The 24,150-nt window shown below is 62.8% G+C and carries 19 protein-coding genes; 12 read left to right on the top strand and 7 right to left on the bottom strand.

Features of this window, described 5'->3' with window-relative positions; translation table 11 throughout:
• Positions 1–57: 57 nt before the first annotated feature.
• Both H621_RS0110655 and H621_RS0110650 read right to left on the bottom strand, forming a co-directional pair.
• The gene (locus tag H621_RS0110655) at positions 58–1,497 is read right to left on the bottom strand and encodes an aldehyde dehydrogenase family protein (protein WP_036989684.1); all 1,440 of its coding nucleotides are present in this window, start codon (positions 1,495–1,497) and stop codon (positions 58–60) included.
• On the bottom strand, positions 1,494–3,131 hold the full coding sequence (locus tag H621_RS0110650; RefSeq protein ID WP_028943384.1) for a 5-guanidino-2-oxopentanoate decarboxylase: 1,638 nt from the start codon (positions 3,129–3,131) through the stop codon (positions 1,494–1,496). Before H621_RS0110650 ends, H621_RS0110655 begins: the two co-directional genes overlap by 4 nt.
• 114 nt (positions 3,132–3,245) lie before the next feature.
• Between H621_RS0110650 and H621_RS0110645 the strand changes: the two genes are divergently transcribed.
• Positions 3,246–4,148, top strand: a complete 903-nt coding sequence (locus tag H621_RS0110645; RefSeq protein ID WP_028943383.1) for a LysR substrate-binding domain-containing protein — start codon at positions 3,246–3,248, stop codon at positions 4,146–4,148.
• A gap of 4 nt (positions 4,149–4,152) precedes the next feature.
• Here H621_RS0110645 and H621_RS27025 read toward each other — a convergent pair whose 3' ends face one another.
• Positions 4,153–4,800 carry an NAD(P)-dependent oxidoreductase gene (locus H621_RS27025; RefSeq protein WP_051270504.1) on the bottom strand — a complete coding sequence of 216 codons (648 nt, stop codon included), beginning with the start codon at positions 4,798–4,800 and terminating at the stop codon, positions 4,153–4,155.
• 30 nt (positions 4,801–4,830) lie between these two features.
• Positions 4,831–5,715 (bottom strand): MBL fold metallo-hydrolase, encoded by an 885-nt coding sequence (locus tag H621_RS0110635; RefSeq protein ID WP_028943382.1) that lies wholly within the window; start codon positions 5,713–5,715, stop codon positions 4,831–4,833.
• A gap of 102 nt (positions 5,716–5,817) precedes the next feature.
• On the opposite strand from H621_RS0110635, the gene H621_RS0110630 reads away from it, so the two are divergent.
• From H621_RS0110630 to H621_RS0110625, 3 genes are all read left to right on the top strand, one after another.
• A complete protein-coding gene (locus H621_RS0110630) occupies positions 5,818–6,726 on the top strand; it encodes a LysR family transcriptional regulator (protein WP_028943381.1) in 909 nt (302 codons plus the stop codon).
• A gap of 71 nt (positions 6,727–6,797) precedes the next feature.
• Complete coding sequence (locus tag H621_RS28720; RefSeq protein ID WP_167332102.1) at positions 6,798–6,971, top strand: hypothetical protein; 174 nt, start codon at positions 6,798–6,800, stop codon at positions 6,969–6,971.
• A gap of 98 nt (positions 6,972–7,069) precedes the next feature.
• Positions 7,070–8,527 (top strand): MDR family MFS transporter, encoded by a 1,458-nt coding sequence (locus H621_RS0110625; RefSeq protein ID WP_028943380.1) that lies wholly within the window; start codon positions 7,070–7,072, stop codon positions 8,525–8,527.
• Positions 8,528–8,577: 50 nt separating this feature from the next.
• Here the strand turns inward: H621_RS0110625 and H621_RS0110620 are convergent, their stop codons facing one another.
• Positions 8,578–9,210 carry a TetR family transcriptional regulator gene (locus H621_RS0110620; RefSeq protein WP_028943379.1) on the bottom strand — a complete coding sequence of 211 codons (633 nt, stop codon included), beginning with the start codon at positions 9,208–9,210 and terminating at the stop codon, positions 8,578–8,580.
• Positions 9,211–9,467: 257 nt separating this feature from the next.
• Between H621_RS0110620 and H621_RS0110615 the strand changes: the two genes are divergently transcribed.
• The 4 genes from H621_RS0110615 to H621_RS0110600 all read left to right on the top strand — a co-directional run bounded on the left by H621_RS0110615 (position 9,468) and on the right by H621_RS0110600 (position 16,777).
• Entirely contained in the window at positions 9,468–10,619 is a 1,152-nt protein-coding gene (locus tag H621_RS0110615) for an efflux RND transporter periplasmic adaptor subunit (RefSeq protein ID WP_028943378.1), read from the top strand.
• A gap of 3 nt (positions 10,620–10,622) precedes the next feature.
• Complete coding sequence (locus H621_RS0110610) at positions 10,623–13,775, top strand: efflux RND transporter permease subunit (RefSeq protein WP_028943377.1); 3,153 nt, start codon at positions 10,623–10,625, stop codon at positions 13,773–13,775.
• A complete protein-coding gene (gene adeC, locus H621_RS0110605) occupies positions 13,772–15,226 on the top strand; it encodes an AdeC/AdeK/OprM family multidrug efflux complex outer membrane factor (RefSeq protein WP_028943376.1) in 1,455 nt (484 codons plus the stop codon). Before H621_RS0110610 ends, adeC begins: the two co-directional genes overlap by 4 nt.
• Before the next feature lie 297 nt (positions 15,227–15,523).
• On the top strand, positions 15,524–16,777 hold the full coding sequence (locus tag H621_RS0110600) for an OprD family porin (RefSeq protein WP_028943375.1): 1,254 nt from the start codon (positions 15,524–15,526) through the stop codon (positions 16,775–16,777).
• Positions 16,778–16,818: 41 nt separating this feature from the next.
• Here the strand turns inward: H621_RS0110600 and H621_RS0110595 are convergent, their stop codons facing one another.
• Complete coding sequence (locus H621_RS0110595) at positions 16,819–17,724, bottom strand: TauD/TfdA dioxygenase family protein (protein WP_028943374.1); 906 nt, start codon at positions 17,722–17,724, stop codon at positions 16,819–16,821.
• A 182-nt stretch (positions 17,725–17,906) separates the two neighbouring features.
• Here H621_RS0110595 and H621_RS0110590 point away from each other — a divergent pair, with 182 nt between their 5' ends.
• The gene (locus tag H621_RS0110590) at positions 17,907–18,833 is read left to right on the top strand and encodes a LysR family transcriptional regulator (RefSeq protein ID WP_028943373.1); all 927 of its coding nucleotides are present in this window, start codon (positions 17,907–17,909) and stop codon (positions 18,831–18,833) included.
• Here H621_RS0110590 and H621_RS0110585 read toward each other — a convergent pair.
• On the bottom strand, positions 18,790–19,836 hold the full coding sequence (locus tag H621_RS0110585; RefSeq protein WP_028943372.1) for an ABC transporter substrate-binding protein: 1,047 nt from the start codon (positions 19,834–19,836) through the stop codon (positions 18,790–18,792). The genes H621_RS0110590 and H621_RS0110585 overlap by 44 nt on opposite strands.
• 277 nt (positions 19,837–20,113) lie before the next feature.
• Here H621_RS0110585 and H621_RS0110580 point away from each other — a divergent pair, with 277 nt between their 5' ends.
• From H621_RS0110580 to H621_RS0110570, 3 genes are read left to right on the top strand one after another with little or no spacing between them, the layout of a single operon-like run.
• On the top strand, positions 20,114–21,709 hold the full coding sequence (locus tag H621_RS0110580) for an ABC transporter permease (RefSeq protein ID WP_028943371.1): 1,596 nt from the start codon (positions 20,114–20,116) through the stop codon (positions 21,707–21,709).
• Complete coding sequence (locus H621_RS0110575; protein ID WP_028943370.1) at positions 21,706–22,530, top strand: ABC transporter ATP-binding protein; 825 nt, start codon at positions 21,706–21,708, stop codon at positions 22,528–22,530. The genes H621_RS0110580 and H621_RS0110575 overlap by 4 nt, the downstream gene beginning before the upstream one ends.
• A 9-nt stretch (positions 22,531–22,539) precedes the next feature.
• On the top strand, positions 22,540–24,141 hold the full coding sequence (locus H621_RS0110570; RefSeq protein WP_028943369.1) for an arylsulfatase: 1,602 nt from the start codon (positions 22,540–22,542) through the stop codon (positions 24,139–24,141).
• The last annotated feature ends 9 nt before the right edge of the window (positions 24,142–24,150 follow it).

Below are 24,150 nucleotides of genomic sequence, written 5' to 3'. Positions count from 1 at the left end.
TGCTACGACCTGGCATTCGCTATCGCGGGGCAAGCCCGCTCCTACAGTGCGAACCGCTTAAACCGCCCTCACCACATGCTTGATCTCCTGGAACGCGCTCAGCCCCCAAGGCCCAAGCTCCCGCCCGATGCTGCTCTGCTTGTAACCACCCCAGGCCGTCTGCGGGAAGATCACCTGCGGTGCGTTGATCCACACAAGCCCCGCCTGCAAGGCATTGGCCACACGCTCGGCGGCCACCAGATCGTTGCTGATCACACTGGCCACCAGGCCAAATTCGCTGTCATTGGCCAGGGCAACAGCCTCGGCTTCATTGGCAACCGGCCGCACACAAAGCACCGGGCCAAAGATCTCCTGGCGCCACAGTGCGCTGTCCAGCGGCACATCGGTGAACACCGTAGGGCTGATGAAATAGCCGCAGGGTAGATCCAGCGGACGCGCGCCACCGCACAGCAACCGGGCACCGGACTCCAGGCCCGCCGCGATATGCCCTTGCACGCGCTGGTACTGCAACGCGTTCACCAGAGGACCCATTTCATGTTCGCCCGTGAACGGCTCACCGACCCTGATCATCTCGGTACGCGTTTTCAAACGGGCGATAAAATCCGGGTACAAGGCCTCGGCGACCAGCACCCGGCTGGTCGCCGAGCACATTTGCCCAGCGTTGAAAAAGCCGCCCAGGCAAGCCAGTTCAACCGCCAGTTCAAGGTCGGCCTCCGCCAGCACCAGCAATGAGGATTTGCCGCCCAGTTCCAGGCTCACGCCCTTGATGGTTTCAGCGGCGCGTTGCATCACCTGCACCCCTACCGCGTTGCTGCCGGTAAACGAAATCTTCGCGATGCGCGGGTCCGCCGCCAGCGGTACACCTACGGCGATACCGGTGCCACACACCAAGTTGAACACGCCCTCCGGCAAACCGGCCTCGGCAATGATGCCCGCCAGCTCCAACTCTGCCAGCGGGGTGACTTCCGACGGCTTGAGTACCACACAGCAGCCAGCTGCCAAGGCAGGCGCCAGCTTCCAGGCGGTGGTGACCATGGGGAAGTTCCACGGCACGATCAGCCCCACGACACCGCAAGGCTCGCGCCGCAGGCGGGCGACAAAGTCATCGCTGGGCAGTGCCACCGCGCTGTCCTGTCCGGCATCCAGACCATCGGCCAGTTCGGCGTAGTAGCGGAAGGTGGCGATCACATCGTCGACATCCATCTGCGCTTCGGCCTGCGGTTTGCCATTGTTGCTGGCCTGCAGAAACACCAATCGCTCACGGCGTTGCTCGACACCCTCGGCGATGGTCCGCAACACCTTGGCGCGCTCGGCGCCGCTGCTGCCCGACCAGGCACCGAAAGCTGCCCAAGCCGCCGCCGTGGCGCGATCCACGGCGGCCCCATCTCCGCCATGCACTTCAGCCAGCAACTGCTCGTTGCTCGGATTGATCACCATCAGCGGATGCGACCCGTGTTGCCATACACCGTCAATGAAAAGGCCTGGCAGCTTCATCATGCTTGCACCGCCTGCTGCCACTGCTGCTGGTTGATTTCGATCAGGCTCGGCCCCTTGCGGTCGCAAGCCTGGCGCAGCGCTTCACGCAACGACTCGACGCCCGCCACAGTCTCGGCTGCGCAGCCCAGCGCCTTGGCGACACCAATGAAGTCCGGGGTATGAATGTCCACGCCCACCGGTTCAATGGCGCGGTTGACCATGTACTTCTTGATTTCCTCGTAGCCCTGGTTGTTCCACAGCAGCACGATCAGTGGCACCTGTGCTTCGGTGGCACTGGCCAGCTCAGGCAGGGTGAACTGCAGGCCGCCATCGCCGATCAGGCAGACCACCGGCGCTCGCTCATTGATAGCTTCGGCACTGCCCAGCCAGGCCCCCATGGCCGCCGGCAAGGCATAACCCAGGGTGCCGTAACCGGTCGAGGCATTGAACCAGCGACGTGGCTGGTCCATGTCCAGGGTCAGGTTGCCGGTGTAGACCGGCTGGGTCGAGTCGCCGATCAGGATCGCGCCCGGCAGGGTGTCGAGCAGCGTCTTGAGCATGCGCGTCTGGCTGTGCATCGGCAGGTCCCAGTCTGCCAGCAGCGTTGCACGCAGGCGCTCGGCACGACTGGCGCCCCATTCATTGCCGCGCACTGGCGCCGGCAGTTCGGCCAGGGCCACCAGCAAGGCCTGGGTCGCGACCGTGGCGTCGGCCACCAGGGCAATTTCTGGTGGGTAGTTGCGCACCGTCTGGTCTGGGTCGATATCGATACGCAGCAAACGGCCAGGTATTTCGAAACCGCCCTTGAAGGTGACGTCGTAATCGGTTTCACCAAGCTCGGTACCGATTGCCAGCACCACGTCCGCCTCGGCCACCAGGGCACGCGTGGCCACCAGCGACTGGGTCGAGCCGATTTGCAGCGGATGGCTCGAAGGCAGCACACCCTTGGCGTTGATGGTCAAGGCCACCGGTGCCTGCAGGTACTCGGCCAGACGGGTCAGCGCCGAGCTGGCGTCAATGGCGCCGCCACCGGCCAGGATCAGCGGTCGACGTGCGCCAGCCAGCAAGGCCGCCATTTGCGCTACCGGAGCCGGTGCGGCGCCTGCACGGGCAACGCGTACCGGTGCGCAGGCCAGCAGGTGGTCAGCGTCTTCGACAAGTACATCCAGGGGAATCTCGATATGCACCGGACGCGGCCGGGCACCGTCGAATACGGCGAAGGCGCGGGCCAGCACCATGGGCAGGTCATCGGCGCTCATCAGCGTATGCGAGAAGGCCGCGACACCGGCCACCAGGCTGCCCTGGGCCGGCAGCTCGTGCAGCTTGCCGCGCCCGCCACCCAGTGCATTGCGCGACTGCACGCTGGAAATCACCAGCATCGGGATCGAGTCGGCGTAGGCCTGGCCCATGGCGGTGGTGATGTTGGTCATGCCAGGACCGGTAATGATGAAGCACACACCCGGCTTGCCACGGGTGCGGGCATAACCGTCAGCCATGAATCCTGCACCTTGCTCATGGCGCGGGGTGATATGCCGGATGGAAGATCGCGCCAACCCCCGGTAGAGTTCGACGGTATGCACGCCGGGAATTCCGAAGACATGGTCCACGCCATAGCCTTCAAGGAGTTTGACCAGTACTTCGCCGCAAGTCGCCATGTTCGTGTGCCTGTCGTTGTGCTGAAAACAGGCTTTATTGGACCGCCGCAACGCTACCGGCACAATGCATAAAAGCTCATACTAGCCATGTCTACAGATCATGGCTGACTCCCAATGAAACGCCTCCCGCCCCTGCCCGCCCTGCACACCTTCCTGGTCACTGCCCAGTGCTGCAACTTCACCCGCGCAGCACAACTGCTGCACATTACTCAGGGGGCCGTCAGCCGCCAGATCGCCGGGCTCGAAGATCACCTCGGCTATGCCCTGTTCCTGCGCCAGGCGCGCGGCTTGAGCCTGACCCGTGAAGGCCAGGACTGGCTGCCACGGGTCCAGCAGGTGTTCGCACTGATCGAGGAAGGCGTGCAGCAGGTCGGCGTGCGCAGCGCTACCTTGCAGCTCAAGGCGCCCACTTGCGTAATGCGCTGGCTGTTGCCACGGCTGATGGAGTGGCAAGCGTTACGCCCGGAGGTACCGGTGGAACTGACCACCACGGTGCAGCATGGTGTGGATTTTCGGCGGGAAGTGTTCGATGCCGCCGTGGTGTATGGCGCGGCGCCCAATCATGGCTTGCACAAGATGAAGCTGTTCGATGAGCAACTGACGCCGGTGTGTGCGCCGCAATTGCTGGCTGGCCCCCTGCCCTTGGGGCAGCTGGCGGACCTGGAGCAGCATATGTTGCTGCACCCGACACGCGATCAGCACGACTGGAACGTCTGGCTCGGTGCAGCCGGTGCTCACCTGGCTGGACATGGCAAGAACCAGCATTTCGAGACCCTGGACATGGCCATGTCCATGGCCTCGCAGGGCACCGGCGTAGCGATTGGTGACTGGTCGCTGATTGGTGATGACCTGCGCTGTGGGCGGCTTGTGACGCCCTTCCCGCTAAAAGTGTGTACGGGGCAGGCCTACTACCTGGTCCGCCCGCAAGGCTCGGCGTCGCCGGCCCTGCAGGAATTGCTCGACTGGCTGTGTGAGCAGGCCGCTGTGGGAGCGGGCTTGCCCTACGAGGCGCTGTGACAGGTTAAACGCTATCGCGGGGCAAGCCCGCTCCCACAGCCGCTCCTACCGTGAAACGCTGGCGCGAATGGGCTGGCTTTTCCACCTCATCGAGCATGGCGATGGCGTAGTCGGCAAAACTGATCCAGCTCTTGCCGTCGGCCCCCATCAGCAAGTGGTCCTTGCCGGTGTTGTAGTTGCCAGTGCGTGGCCCTTCAACGAACTCGGCCGAGGGTGACAGAAAGGTCCAGTCCAGCTCCTTTTCCTGACGCAAGGTGTCGAGGTAATGCCCACCAGCAGTGGCTTCGGCCTTGTAGGCTTCAGGGAAATCCGGGCTATCAATGACCTTGTGCCCCGACGGCAACAACAGGCTACCCGCCCCGCCCACCACCAGCAGGCGCTTGACCCCGGCCTTCTTCACCGGTTCGATGATTGCCTGGGGCTTGATGCTGGAAAAATGCGCCGCACTGAGCACCACGTCATGCCCAGCCAGCGCCTGCTCCAGCCCCACGGCATCGCTGACATCCAGCGCCACGGTCTTCACCCCTTCACGGCCCTGCAGTTTCGACGGATCACGGGCGATGGCAGTGACACGGTGACCACGACGCAGCGCTTCTTCCAACAATTGGCTGCCGGCACGCCCGGTCGCCCCGATGATTGCGATGTTGCTCATGAAACACCTCCAGTCAGAATTGAATGTTGCCTACCACTTCATCTCGCCCTTGGCGACCTTGGCGCTGAGCTCCAGCGAGCTCGCTTCACCCAGGTCCGGGTAGCGCTTTTTCATTGCTGCAATCAACTCGGCGGCATTGCCGGCCTTGGCGGATTCTTGGTCGAACGCGCGGATGTAGCTGGCGGTGAAGTGCACCGCTTCAAGCGACTCGCCGGGCTGTCCCAGATAGTGTCCCGGCACCACCACCTGCGGTTTGAGCTGTTCAATGCGCGCAAGGGTCGCCAGCCAGTCCTTGTGCGACTGCACCGTCTGGGTGTCGGCCATCCACACGTGAAGGTTCTGCGCGACCACCACACCGCCGACAACCGCCTTGATCGAGGGAATCCAGACGAAGCTGCGATCCGGCTGTGGGCCATCGAGACCGATCACTTCCAACTGTTGCCCTTCAAGCGCCAGTCGATTGCCATCCATCACGTCCGGCACCACTAGCCTGGTCGGTTTGTCGGTTCCCATCTGCGGGCCCCAGTACGCCAGCTTGGCGTTCATGGTTTGCTTGATGTGCGCCACCGTTGCCGCCGAAGCCACGACCCTGGCTTGAGGATAGGCGTCGGTCAGGGTCTGCAAGCCGAAGTAATAGTCCGGATCGCCATGGCTGACATAGATGGTGGTCAGTTGCTTGCCGCTGGCCTGCAGCCTGGCCAGAACTTGCTCCGCCTGGGCTTTGCCGAACTGGGCATCGACAAGAATGGCGTCGTGCTTGCCACTGACGATCACCGAGCTGACCGGGAACAAGGCATCCGTACCCGGGTTATAGACATCCAGTTGCAGCAGCTGCCCGGCAGCATTGGCCTGAGCCAACGCACCCAAGGTGGCGAAAGCCAGCAGCAAGCGGCGAAAGGAGAATGAACGACGCATCAGGCAATTCCTGTGGGTGGGCTTGAGCAACAGCTTAGTTGCACGAACCGATACAAAAAATGCGATGCTTTGACATAGTTTATTTCTGAAATCGGGCAAATCATGGATCGTCTGACCGCAATGCGGGTCTTCGTCAGCGTGGTGGACCTGGGCAGCCAATCGGCGGCGGCTGAGCATCTGGACCTTTCACGGCCCGTGGTTTCGCGCTATCTGGCAGAGCTTGAAGACTGGGTCGGGGCCCGCCTGATGCAGCGCACCACCCGCCGCCTGAGCCTGACCGCCGCCGGCCAGGAAACCTTGCCGCGCTGCCGGCAGATGCTGGAACTGGCGGGCGACCTGCAAGCCGCAGTGAGCGCGCCAAATGATGCCCCGCGGGGCGAGTTGCGCATCAGTGTCAGCACTTCGTTTGGCCAGGCGCAATTGATGGATGCACTGGCCGACTACGTCAAACGCTACCCTGGGGTGAAGATCGACCTGCAGATGCTCGATCGCACGGTCAACCTGGTGGACGAACGCATCGATCTGGCCATCCGCACCAGCAACGACCTTGATCCCAACCTGATCGCCCGCCGCCTGAGCGTCTGCCGCTCGGTGATCTGCGCCTCCCCTGCCTACCTGCGCGAACACCCGGTTCCAGAGCAGGTCCAGGACCTTGCCCGGCACAATTGCCTGACCCACTCCTACTTCGGCCGCAGCCTCTGGCATTTCGACGTGGAAGGCGAAGTGGTGTCGGTGCCGGTGCAGGGCAACATCAGCGCCAACGAGGCCATGACGCTGCAGCGTGCGGCGCTGGCCGGCGCCGGCATTGCCATGCTGCCCACCTATCAGACCGCCGCCGCCCTGCGTAGTGGCGAACTGGTTCGCTTGCTGCCCAAGGCCCGCCCGCAGGAACTGAACCTGACCGCCGTCTACACCTCCCGCAAGCACATGCCGGCCACCTTGCGCAGCATGCTCGACTTTCTCGCCGAGCGTTTTACCGCCGAGCCGGAATGGGACCGCGATCTGCTCTAGACCGGGCACTGCTGGCAAAGCTGGCCTATGCTTTCAATAGCACCTGTGTGCTGTTGAAAGAGGTGAGCATCATGGGCCTCAAATCCAGAAAATGCGCCGTGGTCTTTGCCATCGTCTCGGTGGTCGGGCTCTACTCCGCAGCCGCCTATCGCGTCGAACAGGCTCGCCATCAGCCAAATTCGGCAGCCAGTTGCAGCCTTGCCCATTGCGTGCCGCACACCGCAACCCTGAGCGCCCTGAGGTAACACCGGGGCAGACGCTTAGCAAGCTATCGAGTACACTGGCCAGCACTCACTTCCACAGCAATGAGCCTGTGGAACAACCCTGCCTTCAGAGCTGGCCTGTGACGCAACTCAATACCCCGCAACCCCTCCTGCGCAGTGTGCTTGTCGCCCTGATGCTGGCGATTTTCCTTGGCGCGCTGGACCAGACTATCGTCGCCGTGTCGATGCCGGCGATCTCCGCGCAATTCAACGATGTCGGCCTCCTGGCCTGGGTGATCTCTGGCTACATGGTCGCGATGACCGTGGCCGTGCCGATCTATGGCAAGCTCGGTGACCTGTATGGCAGGCGGCGGATGATCCTCACCGGTACCGCGCTGTTCACCCTGGCGTCGCTGTTCTGCGCAGTTGCCCAGAACATGGAGCAACTGGTGCTGGCGCGGGTACTGCAAGGGATTGGTGCCGGCGGCATGGTTTCGGTCAGCCAGGCAATCATCGGCGACTTCGTGCCGCCACGGGAGCGCGGTCGCTACCAGGGTTATTTCAGCAGCATGTATGCGCTTGCCAGTGTCACGGGCCCGGTATTGGGCGGGTATTTGACCGAGTACCTGTCATGGCGCGGGGTGTTCTGGTTGAACCTGCCGCTGGGCCTGGTGGCTTGGTGGGTGACCCGACGTGCGCTGCGAACCCTGGTGGTGCCGCAAGGTCGGGCGCGGGTCGACTACGTTGGCGCCGCCCTGCTGATTTTTGGTCTGAGCAGTTTGCTGCTGGGCATCACCCTGATCGGTCAGGGCCACCCCTGGTACTCCTCACAAGTGGCGAGCCTGCTGCTCTGCGCCCTGCTCGGCCTTTCTGTATTCGTGCTTCACGAACGCCGTGCGCCCGAGCCTTTGCTGCCACTGAAGTTGTTCTCCAACCCCGTCGCCACCCTGTGCTGGTGCACCATTTTCTTCACCAGTTTCCAGGCCATCTCCCTGACGATGCTGATGCCGCTGCGCTACCAGAGCATTACCGGCGCAGGCGCCGACAGCGCGGCCCTGCACCTGCTACCGCTGGCCATCGGCTTGCCGATCGGTGCCTATTGCGGGGGGCGCCTCACCAGTTTCACCGGTCGCTTCAAACCACAGATACTGGGGGGTGCGTTGATGATGCCATTTGCCATTGTCGGCATGGCGTTCACGCCCCCCCAAGCCGCCTGGCTCAGTGGCCTGTTCATGATCCTGACCGGAATTGCCTCGGGCTTGCAGTTCCCCACCTCGCTGGTGGCGACCCAGAGCGCGGTGGAGCCGCGGGATATCGGCGTGGCCACCAGCACCACCAACCTGTTCCGCTCACTGGGCGGTGCCATGGGCGTGGCATGCATGTCGGCACTGTTGCTGGCGATGTTGCAGGATGGCGGCCTGAGCCTGGCTGGGGATGCACTGCTCGGCAGCCTCAAGGCGGGCGAGCCGAGCCTGCAGATACAGGAAGAGCTGACGATGACGTTCCGCAATCTGTTGCTCGGCAGTGCAATGGTCTCGCTGCTCGGGCTGGCAGCGGCATTGGCGTTACCGGATAGGCAATTGCGAGGTCGCCAGTAGGAAATGAGTGAAGGCCGTGGAAACAATTCATCACAAACCTTCACAAAGTGTCATTTGCGCAAGGAAGGACTCAAGCGCAGCATATCCAGCCCAGTATCGACCCACTGCTCCGCTTCACCCAAGAGGTCGAAACTTTCCGGCAGCAACAGCCAGCGGCGAATCAGGCCATCAATATAGAAGTAGATCGCCATCGCCGCACGATCCGGATCTACATCGGCGGGCAGTTGCCCGCGCTTCACTGCATTGCCCAGCGACAACGCGATATGGGCATGACATTCCACCGTCGAGGTCTGCCGTTGCTGGCGAATCTCGCACATATCGTCGGTGAACTCGCACTTGTGATGCAGAATTTCATTGATTCGCCGGGTTTTCGGGTCAAGCACCATCTGGTGCATCAGCTGGACCAGCAACTTGCGCATGCAGCCAAGCGGATCAAGCTCCTCTTCGCTTTCACTGGCCCGGGCAAGGGCGTCGAGCGGCTCGTGCAGGCTGTCGAGCATGGCTTCGACCAGCTCGGCCTTGTCGTTGAAATGCCAATAGATGGCACCACGGGTAACGCCGGCAAGCTTGGCGATATCCGCCAATGTGGTTCGCGCGACGCCGCGCTTGTAGAAGGCCTTTTCCGCAGCTTCGAGAATCTGGGCGCGGGTTTCCTGGGCTTCTTCTTTGGTTCGACGGACCATGGCAGTACGACCTCATCAAAACCCGGGGACATGCACGAGCACCCGGGGGCTGAGCCGGATCAACTTTTTACAGGTTGTTACCGGTTAAATTCTGGGCTTGCGACGACATGGGGCATCGCCTGCAAGGTATTTACAAACAACCATGAATGTAAGTATATTCCTTAGCAAGCTATTTATCCACACGACAACTTTTTTTCTATTCGCATCCTTTCCATTTATTCTTGAGCGTCTTCAGCTCTTGCGACCCGAGGATCTTCATGCAATTCAAGCCAGCTGTTACCGCTCTGGTATCCGCCGTCGCCCTGGCAACACTGCTCAGCGGCTGTAAAAAGGAAGAGGCCGCGCCAGAAGCGCAAACTCCTCAGGTCGGCGTCGTCACCCTGCAAACCCAAGCCTATACCCTCACCTCCGATCTTCCGGGGCGTACCACTGCCTACCGGATCGCCGAAGTGCGTCCGCAGGTCAATGGCATCATCCTCAAGCGCCTGTTCAAGGAAGGCACCGAGGTCAAGGAGGGCCAGCAGCTCTACCAGATCGACCCTTCGGTGTACGAAGCGACCCTGGCCAGCGCCCAGGCCAACCTGCAATCGACCCGTTCGCTGTCCGAGCGCTACAAGCAGCTGGTGGCCGAACAGGCGGTCAGCCGCCAGGAATACGACGACGCACAAGCCAAACGTTTGCAGGCTGAAGCCTCACTGCGCAGCGCCCAGATCGACCTGCGCTACACCAAGGTCCTGGCGCCACTGAGCGGCCGTATCGGTCGCTCCGCAGTTACCGAAGGCGCACTGGTGAACAACGGCCAGGCCGATGCCATGGCGGTGATCCAGCAGCTTGACCCGATCTATGTAGACGTCACCCAGTCTTCGGCCGAGCTGCTCAAGCTGCGCCGTGAACTGGAAAGCGGCCAGTTGCAGAAAGTCGGTGAAAACGCCGCCAAGGTCACCTTGACCCTGGAAGATGGCAGCACCTACCGCCAGGAAGGTCGCCTGGAGTTCTCCGAAGTGTCGGTCGACCCGACCACCGGTTCCGTGACCCTGCGCGCCGTGTTCCCGAACCCCGAGCACAACCTGCTGCCGGGCATGTTCGTCCACGCGCGACTGAAAGCCGGTGTCAACGCCCAGGCGATCCTCGCCCCGCAACAAGGCGTGACCCGCGACCTGAAGGGCCAGCCAACCGCCTTGATCGTCAACCAGGAGAACAAGGTCGAGCTGCGCCAGCTCAAGGCCACGCGTACCGTCGGTAGCGACTGGCTGATCACCGAAGGCCTGAACGCCGGTGACCGGGTGATCACCGAAGGCTTGCAGTTCGTCAAGCCAGGTGTCGAGGTCAAGGTCAGCGAAGCCACCAACGTCAAGCCTGCTCAGCCAACCCAGGCCAATGCAAAGACTGCAGGGGCCAAAGGGGAGTAAACCATGTCGAGATTTTTTATCGATCGCCCGATCTTTGCTTGGGTGATCGCCTTGGTGATCATGCTGGTCGGCGCCTTGTCGATCCTGAAGTTGCCGATCAACCAGTACCCCAGCATTGCTCCGCCGGCCATCGCCATTGCCGTGACCTATCCGGGCGCCTCGGCGCAGACCGTGCAGGACACTGTGGTACAGGTGATCGAGCAGCAGCTCAACGGTATCGACAACTTGCGTTATGTATCGTCGGAAAGTAACTCCGACGGCAGCATGACCATCACCGCGACCTTCGAGCAGGGGACCAACCCCGACACCGCCCAGGTCCAGGTGCAGAACAAGCTGAACCTGGCCACCCCGCTGCTGCCGCAAGAAGTACAGCAGCAGGGTATCCGCGTGACCAAGGCAGTGAAGAACTTCCTGCTGGTGATCGGCCTGGTATCCGAAGACGGCAGCATGTCCAAGGACGACCTGGCCAACTACATCGTGTCTAACATGCAGGACCCGATCTCGCGTACCGCGGGTGTCGGTGACTTCCAGGTCTTCGGTGCCCAGTACGCGATGCGGATCTGGCTCGATCCGGCCAAGCTGAACAAGTTCCAGCTGACTCCGGTCGATGTACGCACCGCCGTGGCGGCGCAGAACGTCCAGGTGTCGTCCGGTCAGCTCGGCGGCCTGCCTGCCCTGCCCGGCCAGCAACTGAACGCCACCATCATCGGCAAGACCCGTCTGCAGACCGCCGAGCAGTTCGAAAAGATCCTGCTCAAGGTCAACCGCGACGGCTCGCAAGTGCGCCTGAAGGATGTCGCCACTGTAGCGCTTGGCGGTGAAAACTACGCCGTCAGCGCCCAGTTCAACGGCAAGCCGGCGTCGGGTCTGGCGGTCAAGCTGGCAACCGGGGCCAACGCCCTGGACACCGCCAAAGCCCTGCGCAAGACCATCAGTGACCTCGAGCCCTTCTTCCCTGAAGGCATGAAAGCGGTGTTCCCGTACGACACCACGCCAGTGGTAACCGAGTCGATCAGCGGGGTAATCCACACCCTGATCGAAGCGATCGTGCTGGTGTTCCTGGTGATGTACCTGTTCCTGCAGAACTTCCGCGCCACCATCATCACCACCATGACCGTGCCTGTGGTACTGCTCGGCACCTTCGGCATCCTGGCCGCGGCGGGCTTCAGTATCAACACCCTGACCATGTTCGGCATGGTGCTGGCGATCGGCTTGCTGGTGGACGATGCCATCGTCGTGGTGGAGAACGTCGAGCGGGTAATGGCCGAAGAAGGCCTGTCACCCAAGGAAGCGACGAAGAAATCCATGGGCCAGATCCAGGGCGCCCTGGTCGGTATCGCCCTGGTACTGTCGGCAGTACTGCTGCCGATGGCGTTCTTCGGCGGCTCCACCGGGGTGATCTACAAGCAGTTCTCGATCACCATCGTGTCGGCCATGGCCCTGTCGGTGATCGTTGCGCTGATCTTCACCCCAGCCCTGTGCGCCACCATGCTCAAGCCGATTCCGAAGGGTGAGCATGGCACGCCCAAGCGCGGCTTCTTCGGCTGGTTCAACCGCAACTTCGACCGCAGCGTCAAAAGCTACGAGCGTGGCGTGGGCAACATCCTGCGTCACAAGGCACCGTACCTGCTGGCCTACTTGCTGATCATGGTCGGCATGATCTGGCTGTTCATGCGCATCCCTACCGCGTTCCTTCCCGAGGAAGACCAGGGCGTACTCTTCGCCCAGGTGCAGACCCCGGCCGGCTCCAGTGCCGAGCGGACCCAAGTGGTGATCGATGAAATGCGTGCCTACCTGCTCGACAAGGAAGCCGATACCGTGGCCTCCGTGTTCACCGTGAACGGCTTCAACTTCGCCGGCCGCGGACAGAGCTCGGGCATGGCCTTCATCATGCTCAAACCGTGGGGCGAGCGTTCTGCCGAGAACAACGTGTTCAACCTGGCCGCCCGTGCCCAGCAGCACTTCTTCAGCTTCCGCGACGCGATGGTGTTTGCCTTTGCCCCGCCTGCGGTACTGGAACTGGGTAACGCCACCGGTTTCGACGTATTCCTGCAAGACCGTGCCGGTGTCGGCCACGACAAGCTGATGGAAGCGCGCAACCAGTTCCTCGGCCTGGCCGCTCAAAGCAAGATCCTCTCGGCAGTACGTCCGAACGGCCTGAACGATGAACCGCAGTACCAGCTGACCGTCGACGACGAACGCGCCAGTGCCCTGGGCGTGACCATTGCCGACATCAACAACACCCTGTCGATTGCCCTGGGTGCCAGCTACGTCAACGACTTCATCGACCGCGGTCGGGTCAAGAAGGTGTACATCCAGGGTGAGCCCGGCTCACGCATGAGCCCGGAAGACCTGCAGAAGTGGTACGTGCGCAACGCTGCCGGCGAGATGGTGCCGTTCTCCTCCTTCGCCACCGGCGAGTGGATCTACGGTGCACCGAAGCTGTCGCGTTACAACGGTGTAGAAGCCATGGAAATCCTCGGTGCGCCAGCCCCTGGCTACAGTACCGGTGAGGCCATGCTCGAAGTCGAGCGTATCGCCGCGCAATTGCCGGCGGGTATCGGCTACTCGTGGACCGGCCTGTCGTACGAGGAGCGCCTGTCGGGTTCCCAGGCGCCGGCGCTGTATGCCTTGTCGCTGCTGATGGTGTTCCTGTGTCTGGCGGCGCTGTATGAAAGCTGGTCGATTCCGATCGCGGTCATGCTCGTGGTACCGCTGGGGATCATCGGTGCCCTGCTGGCTACCAGCCTGCGTGGCCTGTCCAACGACGTGTACTTCCAGGTGGGGCTGTTGACCACCATTGGTCTGGCGGCGAAGAACGCGATTCTGATCGTGGAATTTGCCAAGGAACTGCACGAGCAGGGCCGCAGCCTGATCGATGCGGCCATCGAAGCCTGCCGGATGCGTCTGCGGCCGATCATCATGACCTCGCTGGCGTTCATCCTGGGCGTGGTACCGTTGGCTATCTCCAGCGGTGCGGGCTCGGGCAGCCAGCATGCGATCGGTACCGGGGTAATCGGCGGCATGCTGACCGCCACCGTACTGGCCATCTTCTGGGTACCGCTGTTCTTCGTTACGGTGTCGTCACTGTTCGGCAGCAAAAAGCCGGAAGAAGACGCCACACCTGAAACTCCACGCTATGAGGCTGGGCAATGAGTAAGTCCCTGTTGTCCCTGGCGGTAACCGCTTTCATTCTTGGCGGCTGCTCGCTGATCCCTGACTACCAGACCCCGGACTCGCCGGTGGCCGCGCAGTGGCCGCAAGGCCCTGCCTATTCGCCGACCGAGTCGGCGGATGTGGCTGCCGCCGAGCAGGGCTGGCGTCAGTTCTTCCATGACCCGGCGCTGCAGCAGTTGATCCAGACCTCGCTGGTCAACAACCGCGACCTTCGGGTCGCGGCACTGAACATCGATGCCTACCGGGCGCAGTACCGCATCCAGCGGGCCGACCTGTTCCCGGCAGTCAGCGCCAACGGCAGTGGCAGCCGCCAGCGGATGCCGGCCAACCTGTCGCAGACCGGTGATTCCGAGATCACCAGCCAGTACTCGGCCACCCTCGGGGTGAGCGCCTACGAGCTGGACCTGTTCGGCCGGGTACGCAGCCTTACCGAGCAGCAACTGGAAATCTACCTGTCCAGCGAAGAGGCCCGGCGCTCTACCCAGATCAGCCTGGTGGCCAGCGTGGCCAACGCCTACTTCACTTGGCAGGCCGACCAGGCCCTGCTCAAGCTGACCGAAGACACCCTCAAGACCTACGAGGAAAGCTATGCGCTGACCTTGCGCAGCAACGAAGTGGGTGTGGCTTCTGCCCTGGACTTGAGCCAGGCGCGTACCTCGGTTGAAGGTGCCCGGGTCAAACTGGCCCAGTACCAGCGCCTGGTCGCCCAGGACCTGAACAGCCTGACCGTGCTGGTCGGTACCGGCCTGCCGGCCGACCTGCCTGCTGCGCGCAGCCTCGACAGCGATGTACTGGCTGAAGTACCTGCCGGCATGCCGTCCGAGGTACTGCAACGTCGTCCGGACATCCAGGAAGCCGAGCATCTGCTCAAGGCCGCCAACGCCAACATCGGTGCGGCCCGTGCAGCGTTCTTCCCGAGCATCAGCCTGACTGCCAACGCCGGGACCCTGAGCCCGGACATGGACGGGCTGTTCAAGGGCGGTTCGGGCACCTGGTTGTTCCAGCCGCAGATCAACCTGCCGATCTTCAACGCCGGTGCCCTGCGCGCCAGCCTTGACTACTCGAAGATCCAGAAGGACATCAACGTCGCGAAGTACGAGAAAACCATCCAGACCGCCTTCCAGGAAGTCTCCGATGGCCTCGCCGCGCGCAAGACCTTCAACGATCAGCTGCAGGCCCAACGCGACCTGGTCGCCGCCAACCAGGACTACTACCGCCTGGCCGAGCGTCGCTACCGCATTGGTGTCGACAGCAACCTGACCTTCCTCGACGCCCAGCGTCAGCTGTTCAACACCCAGCAGGCGTTGATCAGCGATCGTCTGTCGCAGCTGGTCAGCGAGGTCAACCTGTACAAGGCCCTCGGCGGCGGCTGGTACGAGCAGACCGGTCAGGCGCAGCAGCAGGCAGCAGTCGATACGCCAAAAGGCTGATTCTGGCTTGTGGTTCAGGAGCCCACCCTTGCGGTGGGCTTTTTTATGTCTTCGCGAGGCAAGCCCGCCCCCACAGGAGCGAACGTGCCTCGCGATGCTTCCAAAACTAACCAACCAGTTAGTGTTCGATTATCGCCCAACTCCGGCTGTAACGAATTGATTCACCCCCGCCCGCCACCGCACCATCCTTTCGCAGCTACTCCTACGTTTCTACCCCAAGATCGTTGCCCGGCCTGTGACCGTTAACCGTCACAGCGGATGGCTTCGGCTTACATAAAAACAAGAGACACAGACAACATGACTGCACTCCCACCCGCACGACACCTGCTTCCCGGCTTGCTGGCCATGACTTGCGCCCTGCCCGTCTTCGCGGCCGACGGTGGTTTTGTCGAAGACGCCAAGGCCAGCCTCAACCTGCGCAACTTCTACATCAACCGCAATTTCGTCGACCCCGCCAACCCTCAGGGCAAGGCCGAGGAATGGACCCAGAGCTTCATCCTCGATGCCCGCTCCGGCTTCACCCAGGGCGTGGTCGGCTTCGGCGTGGATGTACTGGGCTTGTACTCGGTCAAGCTCGATGGCGGCCGGGGCACGGCTAACACCAACCTGCTGCCGGTACATGACGACGGTCGCCCGGCCGATGACTTCGGCCGCCTGGGCGTGGCGCTCAAGGCCAAGGTATCGAACACCGAGCTGAAGGTGGGTGAATGGATGCCGGTGCTACCAATCCTGCGCTCGGACGACGGCCGCTCGCTGCCACAGACTTTCCGCGGCGGGCAGATCACCTCCCAGGAAATCGCCGGCCTGACCCTGTATGCCGGCCAGTTCCGCGGCAACAGCCCGCGCAACGATGCGAGCATGGAAGACATGTCGATGAACGGCCGGGCGGCCTTCACGTCCGACCGGTTCAACTTTGCCGGCGGCGAATACAGCTTCAACGACAAGCGCACGCAGATCGGCCTGTGGAATGCCGAGCTCAAAGACATCTACAACCAGCAGTTCATCAACCTGATCCACACCCAGCCGCTGGGCGACTGGACCCTGGGCGCCAACCTTGGCTACTTCCTTGGCAAGGAAGACGGCGCAGCCCGCGCAGGCGACCTCGACAACCGCACCGCCTCGGCGCTGCTCTCGGCCCGCTATGGCGCCAGCACCTTCTACGTCGGCCTGCAGAAAGTCAGCGGCGACGACGCTTGGATGCGGGTCAACGGTACCAGCGGCGGTACCCTGGCCAACGACAGCTACAACTCGAGCTTCGACAACGCCCAGGAGCGCTCGTGGCAGGTGCGTTACGACTTCAACTTTGCCGGGGTTGGCGTGCCGGGCCTGATCTTGATGAACCGCTACATCAGCGGTGACAACGTGCACACCGGCGCGATCACCGATGGCAAGGAATGGGCGCGGGAGTCAGAGCTGGCCTATGTGATCCAGTCCGGCGCCCTGAAGAACCTCTCGTTCAAATGGCGCAACTCGACCATGCGCCGGGACTACAGCAGCAACGCCTTTGATGAGAACCGCCTCATCGTCAGCTATCCGATCAGCATTCTGTGAAACCATCGCGGGGCAAGTCTCGACTTGCCCCGCAATCGCTATCAGACCCCGCGCGTCGTCCGGCTCCGCTGCCCAGTCACGCCCACCGGGACATCCCCTTGCAAGGTCACCCGACGCACCACCCGCCCCTGGGTGCCATAGTCATCCACCGCGTAATGCTGGGTGGCGCGGTTGTCCCAGATCGCCACGTCACCGGCCTGCCACCGCCAGCGCACGGTGTTCTCCAGGCGGGTAACGTGGCTTTGCAGAAGGCTGAACAGGTGAGTGGAATCGAACTGCGAGTAGCCCTTCAGGCGCTTGACGAAGTGGCCCAGCAGCAGGGTTTTCTCACCACTGACCGGGTGTACCCGCACCACAGGGTGTTCAGTTTCATACACCGTGGAGGTGAAGATCCGGCGATAGCTCTCCTGCTGCTCCAGGGTGACATTCGGCTTGGCCGCCGCGTAGTCGTACTCGTTGCTGTGTACCGCCCACAGCTGATCGGCCAGTGCCTGCAATTCGGCAGGCAAGTCCTGATAGGCCGTCGCCGTGTTGGCCCATACGGTGTCGCCACCCGACTCGGGCGCCACCACCGAACGCAGGATCGAAGCCTTGGGATAGGCATCCACGAAGGTCACATCGGTGTGCCAGGAGTTGGCCCGGCGCCCTTCACCGCCGTCCAGCTCCAGCAGGAAACGGGTGCCTTCGCGCACCGGCACGGTGGGGTGGGCAATCGGCTCGCCGAGCAAGTGGGCAAAGGCTTCCTGCCCCTGGTCATCGAGGTGATGCTGGGCGCGGAAGAAGATGACCTTGTGCTGTACCAGCGCGGCCTGGATGGCCTCGATCACGGCAGGTTCAAGGTCGGCGCTCAACTGCACCCCACGGATCTCGGCACCGATGCGTCCGGCGACCGGGTGGATGTCCAGCGCGTGGCTGACGGGTGCTACGGCGCGTGCGGCATTGCTCATGGTATGACCCTCGTCTGGCTGCTTTGCGAATAGTGCCGATGGAACACTTGCGCTATCTATATGCAAATAAGCTATAACAAATTTGCAAGTGCTTCATTGACGGAATAAGAGCTTGCATTTAAAACCTGAGCCTTCGTGGCGGCAAATACCTTCGCCGTATTTTTGGAATGCCGGGAAAGCATATGGATCTTCGCCAACTGCGTTACTTCATCGCCCTCAACGAACACCGCAGTTTTGTCCGCGCGGCCGACGCCATGGGCATCACCCAGCCAGCCTTCAGCCGCAGCATCCAAGGCCTGGAGCAAGAGTTCGGATGTGTACTGGTGGATCGCGGCAACAAGGACCTGCGCCCGACCCCGGAAGGCCAGGTGGTACTGCAGCACGCCTTGCGCCTGGTGCAGGGCGCAGCCTTGCTCAACAGCGAAGTCCTGCAGATGACCAAACTCGACGCCGGCGAATTGCACTTCGGCTGCGGCCCGGCACCTGCCGAGCATCTGGTGCCCCGGGCGCTGGCGCAGTTTCTCGACGCCCACCCCAAGGTGCGTACCAGCCTTGAAGTCGATAACTGGGAAAAGCTCAGCCGAGCCTTGAACCGTGAGGAAATCGAGTTCTTCGTCGCGGACATCCGCCAGTTCGAGGCCGACCCCAACTTCCACACCTTGCCGCTGAGCCCCCGTCGCGGGCTGTTTTTCTGCCGGCCGGGGCATCCCTTGCTGGCCAAGGACAGCCTGTCGACCAACGACATGTTCGACTACCCCTTGGCCACCACGCTGATCCCGCCCGGCGTGCGCAAGCTCCTGGCCAATCTCAGCGGCAAGACTGACTTCACTGCGCAACTGCAAACCGAGCACCTGCCAACCCTTGTACGCCGGGTATTAGGCAGTGATGCCATCGGTATTGGTACCGAGGAAGCCTTTGCCGACGACATCCAGCAGGGTCGCCTGATACGCCTGCACTGGCGCAACCTGCCGGCCAACCTGGATAGCCTCAACGCCCGCTGCGGCATTGTCAGCCGCAGCGGTTATCGCCTGTCGCCAGCAGCGAAGGCCATGATCGACACCCTGATCAGCCTCGATCAGCAGCCAGCGCTGCAGGTGCTGGCCGGATAGCCTGGGGCGCCAGCCACTGGGCAACTTTGAACGGCTTGCGGATCAAGCGTTGCTCGGCGGCCAGGTCGATCGATGCCTGCAACTGATCGAGGAACGGCTGGTCCAGGCTCGAGCGGAAGGTGTGCTTGAGTGGCTCATCCTGCAAGTCACGCTCGAGGATCACTTTCGGATAACTCGCCAACCCTGATACCAGCTGGATATAGGCCTCTTTGTTGGCCTCGTGGCTCAACCATTGCACAGCCTGCTGCTGGGCATCGAGCAGGCGCTGGACCAGCTCGGGATGCGCATCGACAAAGGCGCCCGCCCCCACCAGCACCGCCTGGATGCTGCCGGCACCGCCCAGGTCGCGGGTGTTGAGCGGCAGATCGGCAAGGCCGCGGGCCTGCAGGGCCGTCAACCCCGACAGCCCCCAGGTGGCATCGATCTGCCGGGCGGCCAGGGCGGCGACGGCCGCGTTGAAGTCCAGGTTGATCACCTTCAGGTCCTTCTCGCTCAAGCCCTGGCTGGCCAGGGCAGCATCGAACGACAGCTGGCTGGCAGTGCCACGGAAGATCGCCACGCGCTTGCCCTTGAGATCCTGCAAGGTCTTGATGTCACTGCCGGGCACCACGCCCAGGTAGTGCTTGATGCCGCGCCCGGTAGCCGACAAAAGGCGGGTATCGACGCCATTGGCCTTGCCGATGATGGCGGCCAGATCGCCCAGGTAGGCAAAGTCCACCTGGCCGTTGGCGAAGGCTTCGTTGATCACCGGGCCCGCGCCCTTGAAGTAGTTCCACTGGATGGTGATGCCGTCGGCAGCAAAGGCCTTTTCCAGCAACTGCTGGTTGCGCAGCACATCACTGATTCCGCCCCCCGAATTTTGCGTACCCGCACTCAGGTCCGGCACGGCAATGCGGATTTCCCGCACGGCACTGGCCTGGGCCAGCGGCGGTAGCCATCCGACCACGGCAGCCAGGGCGGGGGCGGCAAACAGACTGAAAACACGGTTGATCGACAGGTTCATGGCACGCGCTCCTTGTAGTGGTACGGCCACGCTAACCACATCCTGAAGCTGCAAATAAATACTATTAAATTACAATTTAATAATTAATTAGCATAAGAGGGCTGCCACGGGGCTTGCACCCAACTATGCCTGTGGCACACGAAAAATATGCTTCAAATGCATTGGATACGGCGCTTTCCAGCTGTTTTAAATGCACATTCTTATGAGTTATTCGCATTGATATTGATAATTGTATACCTGAAAGGAATATACAAATTTCAATCCACGGAGGTCCGCCATGGCCCGAGCATCATTATCCAGCCCCTCGTTGAGCACACCTGCTCCGCCACCGAGCGGGGCCGGCACATGGCCCTGGGCGCGGCTGCAGGCCTGGTACCTGCCATTGGGGCTGGCGCTGCTATGGTGGCTGGCCAGCCGCAACCACTGGATGAGCGAGCAGATACTGCCTGCGCCCAGCCTGGTCTGGCAGAGCGCACTGGAGCTGGCCCATGGCGAACTCTGGTCGCACCTGGCAATCAGCCTGCAACGCTTACTGCTCGGCCTGGTGGCTGGGGTCACCAGCGGTGCGGTGCTGGGTGCCTGGCTGGGTTTCAGCCGCCGCGCCGAGCGCCTGGTAATGCCTACTTTCAACGCCCTGGCACAGATCCCGACCCTCGCCTGGGTGCCGCTGTTCATGGTGTTGTTCGGCATTGGCGAGCTGCTCAAGCTAGTGGTGCTGGTCAAAGCGATCATCGTCCCAGTCACTCTGCATACCCTAGTTGGCGTGCGTGACGCCCAGCCGCGCCTGCGTGAGGCGGCGGCAGTGCTCAGGCTGCCAGGACCTCTGCTGATCACCCGGCTGATCCTGCCGGCGGCCTTGCCCGCCTTTCTTGCCGGAGTACGCCTGGCGCTGGCCACCGGCTGGTCCTCGTTGCTGGCAGTCGAGCTGCTCGCCTCCAGTGAAGGCATCGGCTACCTGATGGTTTGGGCGCGCCAGCTGTTCATGCTCGATATCGTCTTCGTCTGCATCGTGGTGATCGGGCTGCTTGGCTATGCCATGGACCGTGGCCTGGGCTGGTTGGATCGGCGCCTGGTGCATTGGCCGCATCCGCCTGGGGCGCAACTGCGGGGGCAACAGCTGCAAGGCGCGGAGCGGCTGCATGCGCTGGTGCTACCCCTGGGGTTGTTGCTGCTCTGGCAGTTGGCCAACCAATTGCAGTGGGTTGATGCACAGATCCTGGTCGCCCCCTGGCAAGTGCTGACCACCGCCTGGTACGGCGTGCTCGACGGCTCGCTCAGCTCAGCCCTGGTGGTCAGCGTCGGCCGCGCCCTGGGCGGGTTGCTGCTGGGCGGCGGCCTGGGCTTTGTCCTGGGCCTGTGGCTGGGGTTGTCGCACCCTGCCGAACGCGTGCTCGGCCCTACCCTGGCCGGGGTTCGGCAGATCGCAATCTTTGCCTGGGTGCCGTTGCTCACCGCCTGGTTCGGTCTGGGCGAGCTGGCCAAGTGGGTATTTGTCGGGCTGGCCGCCTTCTTCCCCCTGTTCATCGCTACCCAGCGCAGTGTCGCCAACCGCTCCGCGCAACTGGATGAGGCCGCCCGGGTGCTGCACCTGAACCTGCGCCAGCGCTTGCTGCAGCTGGTGCTGCCAGGGGCGGCACCGGGGATTTTCGCCGGCCTGCGCGTGGGCTTGATCTATGCCTGGCTCGGCACCATCGGCGCCGAATACTTCATGCCCTCCGGTGGCGGCATCGGCAGCCTGATGATCGGCGCCCAGCAGTTGTTGCGCATGGACTTGATCATGGCCGGGATGCTTCTGGTCGGCCTCACCGGCGCACTGTTGGGCGCCCTCGGACAACACATCGAATCGCGTGCCACACGCTGGAGACGAGCATGAACGCCATTGCCCATCCTTTGGTCAGCTTCAATCAGGTCGGTAAACACTTTGCGGTGGCCGGCGGCGAGCTGGAAGCCATCCGCGACTTCAACCTGCAGATCGCCGACGGCGAGTTCGTCGCCATCGTCGGCGCCAGCGGCTGTGGCAAATCCACCCTGCTGCGCCTATTGATCGGCCTGGACAACGACTATCAGGGGCAGATCCTGATCGACGGCCAGCCGCTGACCGGCATCGGTCGCGAGCGCGGCATCGTATTCCAGGAGCATCGCCTGTTTCCCTGGCTGACGGTGCGGGAAAACATCGCCCTGGGCCTGGTCAACGAACCCTTGAGCACAGCGCAGCGTGAACAACGCATTACCCACTACATCGCCCTGGTCGGGCTTGAGGACTTCAGCCAGGCCTACCCGCACCAACTCTCTGGCGGCATGGCCCAACGGGTGGCGATTGCCCGTGGCCTGGTGGCCAGCCCGCGCATCCTGCTGCTCGACGAACCCTTCGGCGCCCTCGATGCCCTGACCCGCCAGCAGATGCAGGAAGAGCTGCTGGCGATCCGCGAACGGGCGCGTATCACCACCCTGCTGGTGACCCACGACGTCGAGGAAGCACTGTTCCTGGCCGATCGCGTGGTGGTACTCGAACCGCGCCCCGGCCGCATCAAGCAGATCCACAGCATCGACCTGCCCCACCCGCGCCAGCGCTCAAGCCTGGCATTCCATCGCCTGCGCGAAGCACTGCTGCACCAACTCACCGCCGACGACCGCTACCTGCCGGCCGCGCCGGTCCAGATCCACAACCTGCCCCTCTCCTACCTTGCCTACTGAGAACCGACCATGAGCCAACGCCCCAACTTTCTGGTCATCGTTGCCGATGACCTGGGATTCTCCGACCTCGGCGCCTTCGGTGGCGAAATCGCCACGCCGAACCTCGATGCCCTGGCCAACGCCGGCCTGCGCCTGACTGACTTCCATACCGCGCCGACCTGCTCGCCAACCCGTTCGATGCTGCTCACCGGCACCGACCACCATATCGCCGGCATCGGTACCATGGCCGAAGCCCTGACCCCGGAGCTAATCGGCAAGCCCGGCTACGAAGGCCATCTGAACGACCGTGTGGTGGCCCTCCCGGAACTGCTGCGCGAAGCCGGCTACCAGACGCTGATGAGCGGCAAGTGGCACCTGGGCCTGAAAGCGGAACTGGCGCCCCATGCGCGCGGCTTCGAACGATCCTTTGCCCTGCTGCCGGGCGCGGCCAACCACTACGGCTTCGAGCCGACCTACGACGAGCAGACCCCGCGCCTGCTCAAGTCCACGCCTGCGCTGTACATCGAAGACGAAACCTTCGTCGAGCAACTGCCCGAAGGGTTCTATTCCTCGGACGCCTTCGGCGACAAGCTGCTCGAGTACCTCAAGGAGCGCGACCAAAGCCGGCCGTTCTTCGCCTACCTGCCCTTCTCGGCTCCGCACTGGCCACTGCAGGCGCCAGCCGAGGTGGTCGCTCGCTACAAGGGGCGCTATGACGCCGGCCCCGAAGTGCTGCGTCAGGAACGCCTGGAAAAACTCCGCCAACTGGGCCTGATCGCTGCCGACACGCGCGCCCACCCGGTCGACAACCACTGGCAAAGCCTCAACGACGAACAGCGTCGGCGATCGGCACGCTCGATGGAGGTCTACGCGGCCATGGTCGAGCGCATGGACTGGAACATCGGCCGGGTACTGGACTATTTGCGCAACCAGGGCCAGTTGGACAACACCCTGGTGCTGTTCATGTCCGACAACGGTGCCGAAGGGGCGCTGCTCGAAGCCTTCCCCAAGTTCGGCCCGCACCTGGCCAGCTACCTGGACCAGCACTACGACAACAGCCTGGAGAACATCGGTCGCGCCAACTCCTACGTCTGGTATGGCCCGCAGTGGGCGCAGGCGGCCACGGCGCCTTCGCGGCTGTTCAAGGCCTTCACCAGCGAAGGGGGGATTCGGGTACCGGCACTGGTGCATTACCCGGCCCTGGCGCGCCAAGGGCAGATCAGCCATCAGTTCAGCACGGTGATGGACATTACCCCGACCCTGCTGGACCTCGCCGGTGTACGTCACCCCGGGAAACGCTGGCGTGGTCGTGACGTTGCCCCATTGCGCGGCAAATCGTGGCTGGGCTACCTGTCGGGTGAAACCGAGCAGGTGCATGACGAAAACACCGTGACCGGCTGGGAGCTGTTCGGCCGCCGGGCCATTCGCCAGGGCCAATGGAAGGCCGTGTACATTCCCGGCCCGGTGGGGCCGGCCACCTGGCAACTGTATGATCTGGCCAGAGACCCGGGCGAAATCGACGACCTGGCGCAGGCCCAACCGGCCAAGCTGCAAGCGCTGCTGGGCGAGTGGCAGAAATACGTCGAAGAAACCGGAGTGATCCTCAGCGAGTCACCGTTCCAGCCGGACTAGCTGGCAGGC

The organism is Pseudomonas vranovensis DSM 16006 (assembly GCF_000425805.1).
Lineage (GTDB): Bacteria > Pseudomonadota > Gammaproteobacteria > Pseudomonadales > Pseudomonadaceae > Aquipseudomonas > Aquipseudomonas vranovensis.
Note: the sequence above shows the minus strand (reverse complement) of the source record. Positions and strands in the feature narration are given on the sequence as shown.

Coding starts and splice junctions, on each gene's coding strand:
- H621_RS0110655 (WP_036989684.1), bottom strand. CDS start 1,497: ATGATGAAGCTGCCAGGCCTTTTCATTGACGGTGTATGGCAACACGGG.
- H621_RS0110650 (WP_028943384.1), bottom strand. CDS start 3,131: ATGGCGACTTGCGGCGAAGTACTGGTCAAACTCCTTGAAGGCTATGGC.
- H621_RS0110645 (WP_028943383.1), top strand. CDS start 3,246: ATGAAACGCCTCCCGCCCCTGCCCGCCCTGCACACCTTCCTGGTCACT.
- H621_RS27025 (WP_051270504.1), bottom strand. CDS start 4,800: ATGAGCAACATCGCAATCATCGGGGCGACCGGGCGTGCCGGCAGCCAA.
- H621_RS0110635 (WP_028943382.1), bottom strand. CDS start 5,715: ATGCGTCGTTCATTCTCCTTTCGCCGCTTGCTGCTGGCTTTCGCCACC.
- H621_RS0110630 (WP_028943381.1), top strand. CDS start 5,818: ATGGATCGTCTGACCGCAATGCGGGTCTTCGTCAGCGTGGTGGACCTG.
- H621_RS28720 (WP_167332102.1), top strand. CDS start 6,798: ATGGGCCTCAAATCCAGAAAATGCGCCGTGGTCTTTGCCATCGTCTCG.
- H621_RS0110620 (WP_028943379.1), bottom strand. CDS start 9,210: ATGGTCCGTCGAACCAAAGAAGAAGCCCAGGAAACCCGCGCCCAGATT.
- H621_RS0110615 (WP_028943378.1), top strand. CDS start 9,468: ATGCAATTCAAGCCAGCTGTTACCGCTCTGGTATCCGCCGTCGCCCTG.
- H621_RS0110610 (WP_028943377.1), top strand. CDS start 10,623: ATGTCGAGATTTTTTATCGATCGCCCGATCTTTGCTTGGGTGATCGCC.
- adeC (WP_028943376.1), top strand. CDS start 13,772: ATGAGTAAGTCCCTGTTGTCCCTGGCGGTAACCGCTTTCATTCTTGGC.
- H621_RS0110600 (WP_028943375.1), top strand. CDS start 15,524: ATGACTGCACTCCCACCCGCACGACACCTGCTTCCCGGCTTGCTGGCC.
- H621_RS0110595 (WP_028943374.1), bottom strand. CDS start 17,724: ATGAGCAATGCCGCACGCGCCGTAGCACCCGTCAGCCACGCGCTGGAC.
- H621_RS0110590 (WP_028943373.1), top strand. CDS start 17,907: ATGGATCTTCGCCAACTGCGTTACTTCATCGCCCTCAACGAACACCGC.
- H621_RS0110585 (WP_028943372.1), bottom strand. CDS start 19,836: ATGAACCTGTCGATCAACCGTGTTTTCAGTCTGTTTGCCGCCCCCGCC.
- H621_RS0110580 (WP_028943371.1), top strand. CDS start 20,114: ATGGCCCGAGCATCATTATCCAGCCCCTCGTTGAGCACACCTGCTCCG.
- H621_RS0110575 (WP_028943370.1), top strand. CDS start 21,706: ATGAACGCCATTGCCCATCCTTTGGTCAGCTTCAATCAGGTCGGTAAA.
- H621_RS0110570 (WP_028943369.1), top strand. CDS start 22,540: ATGAGCCAACGCCCCAACTTTCTGGTCATCGTTGCCGATGACCTGGGA.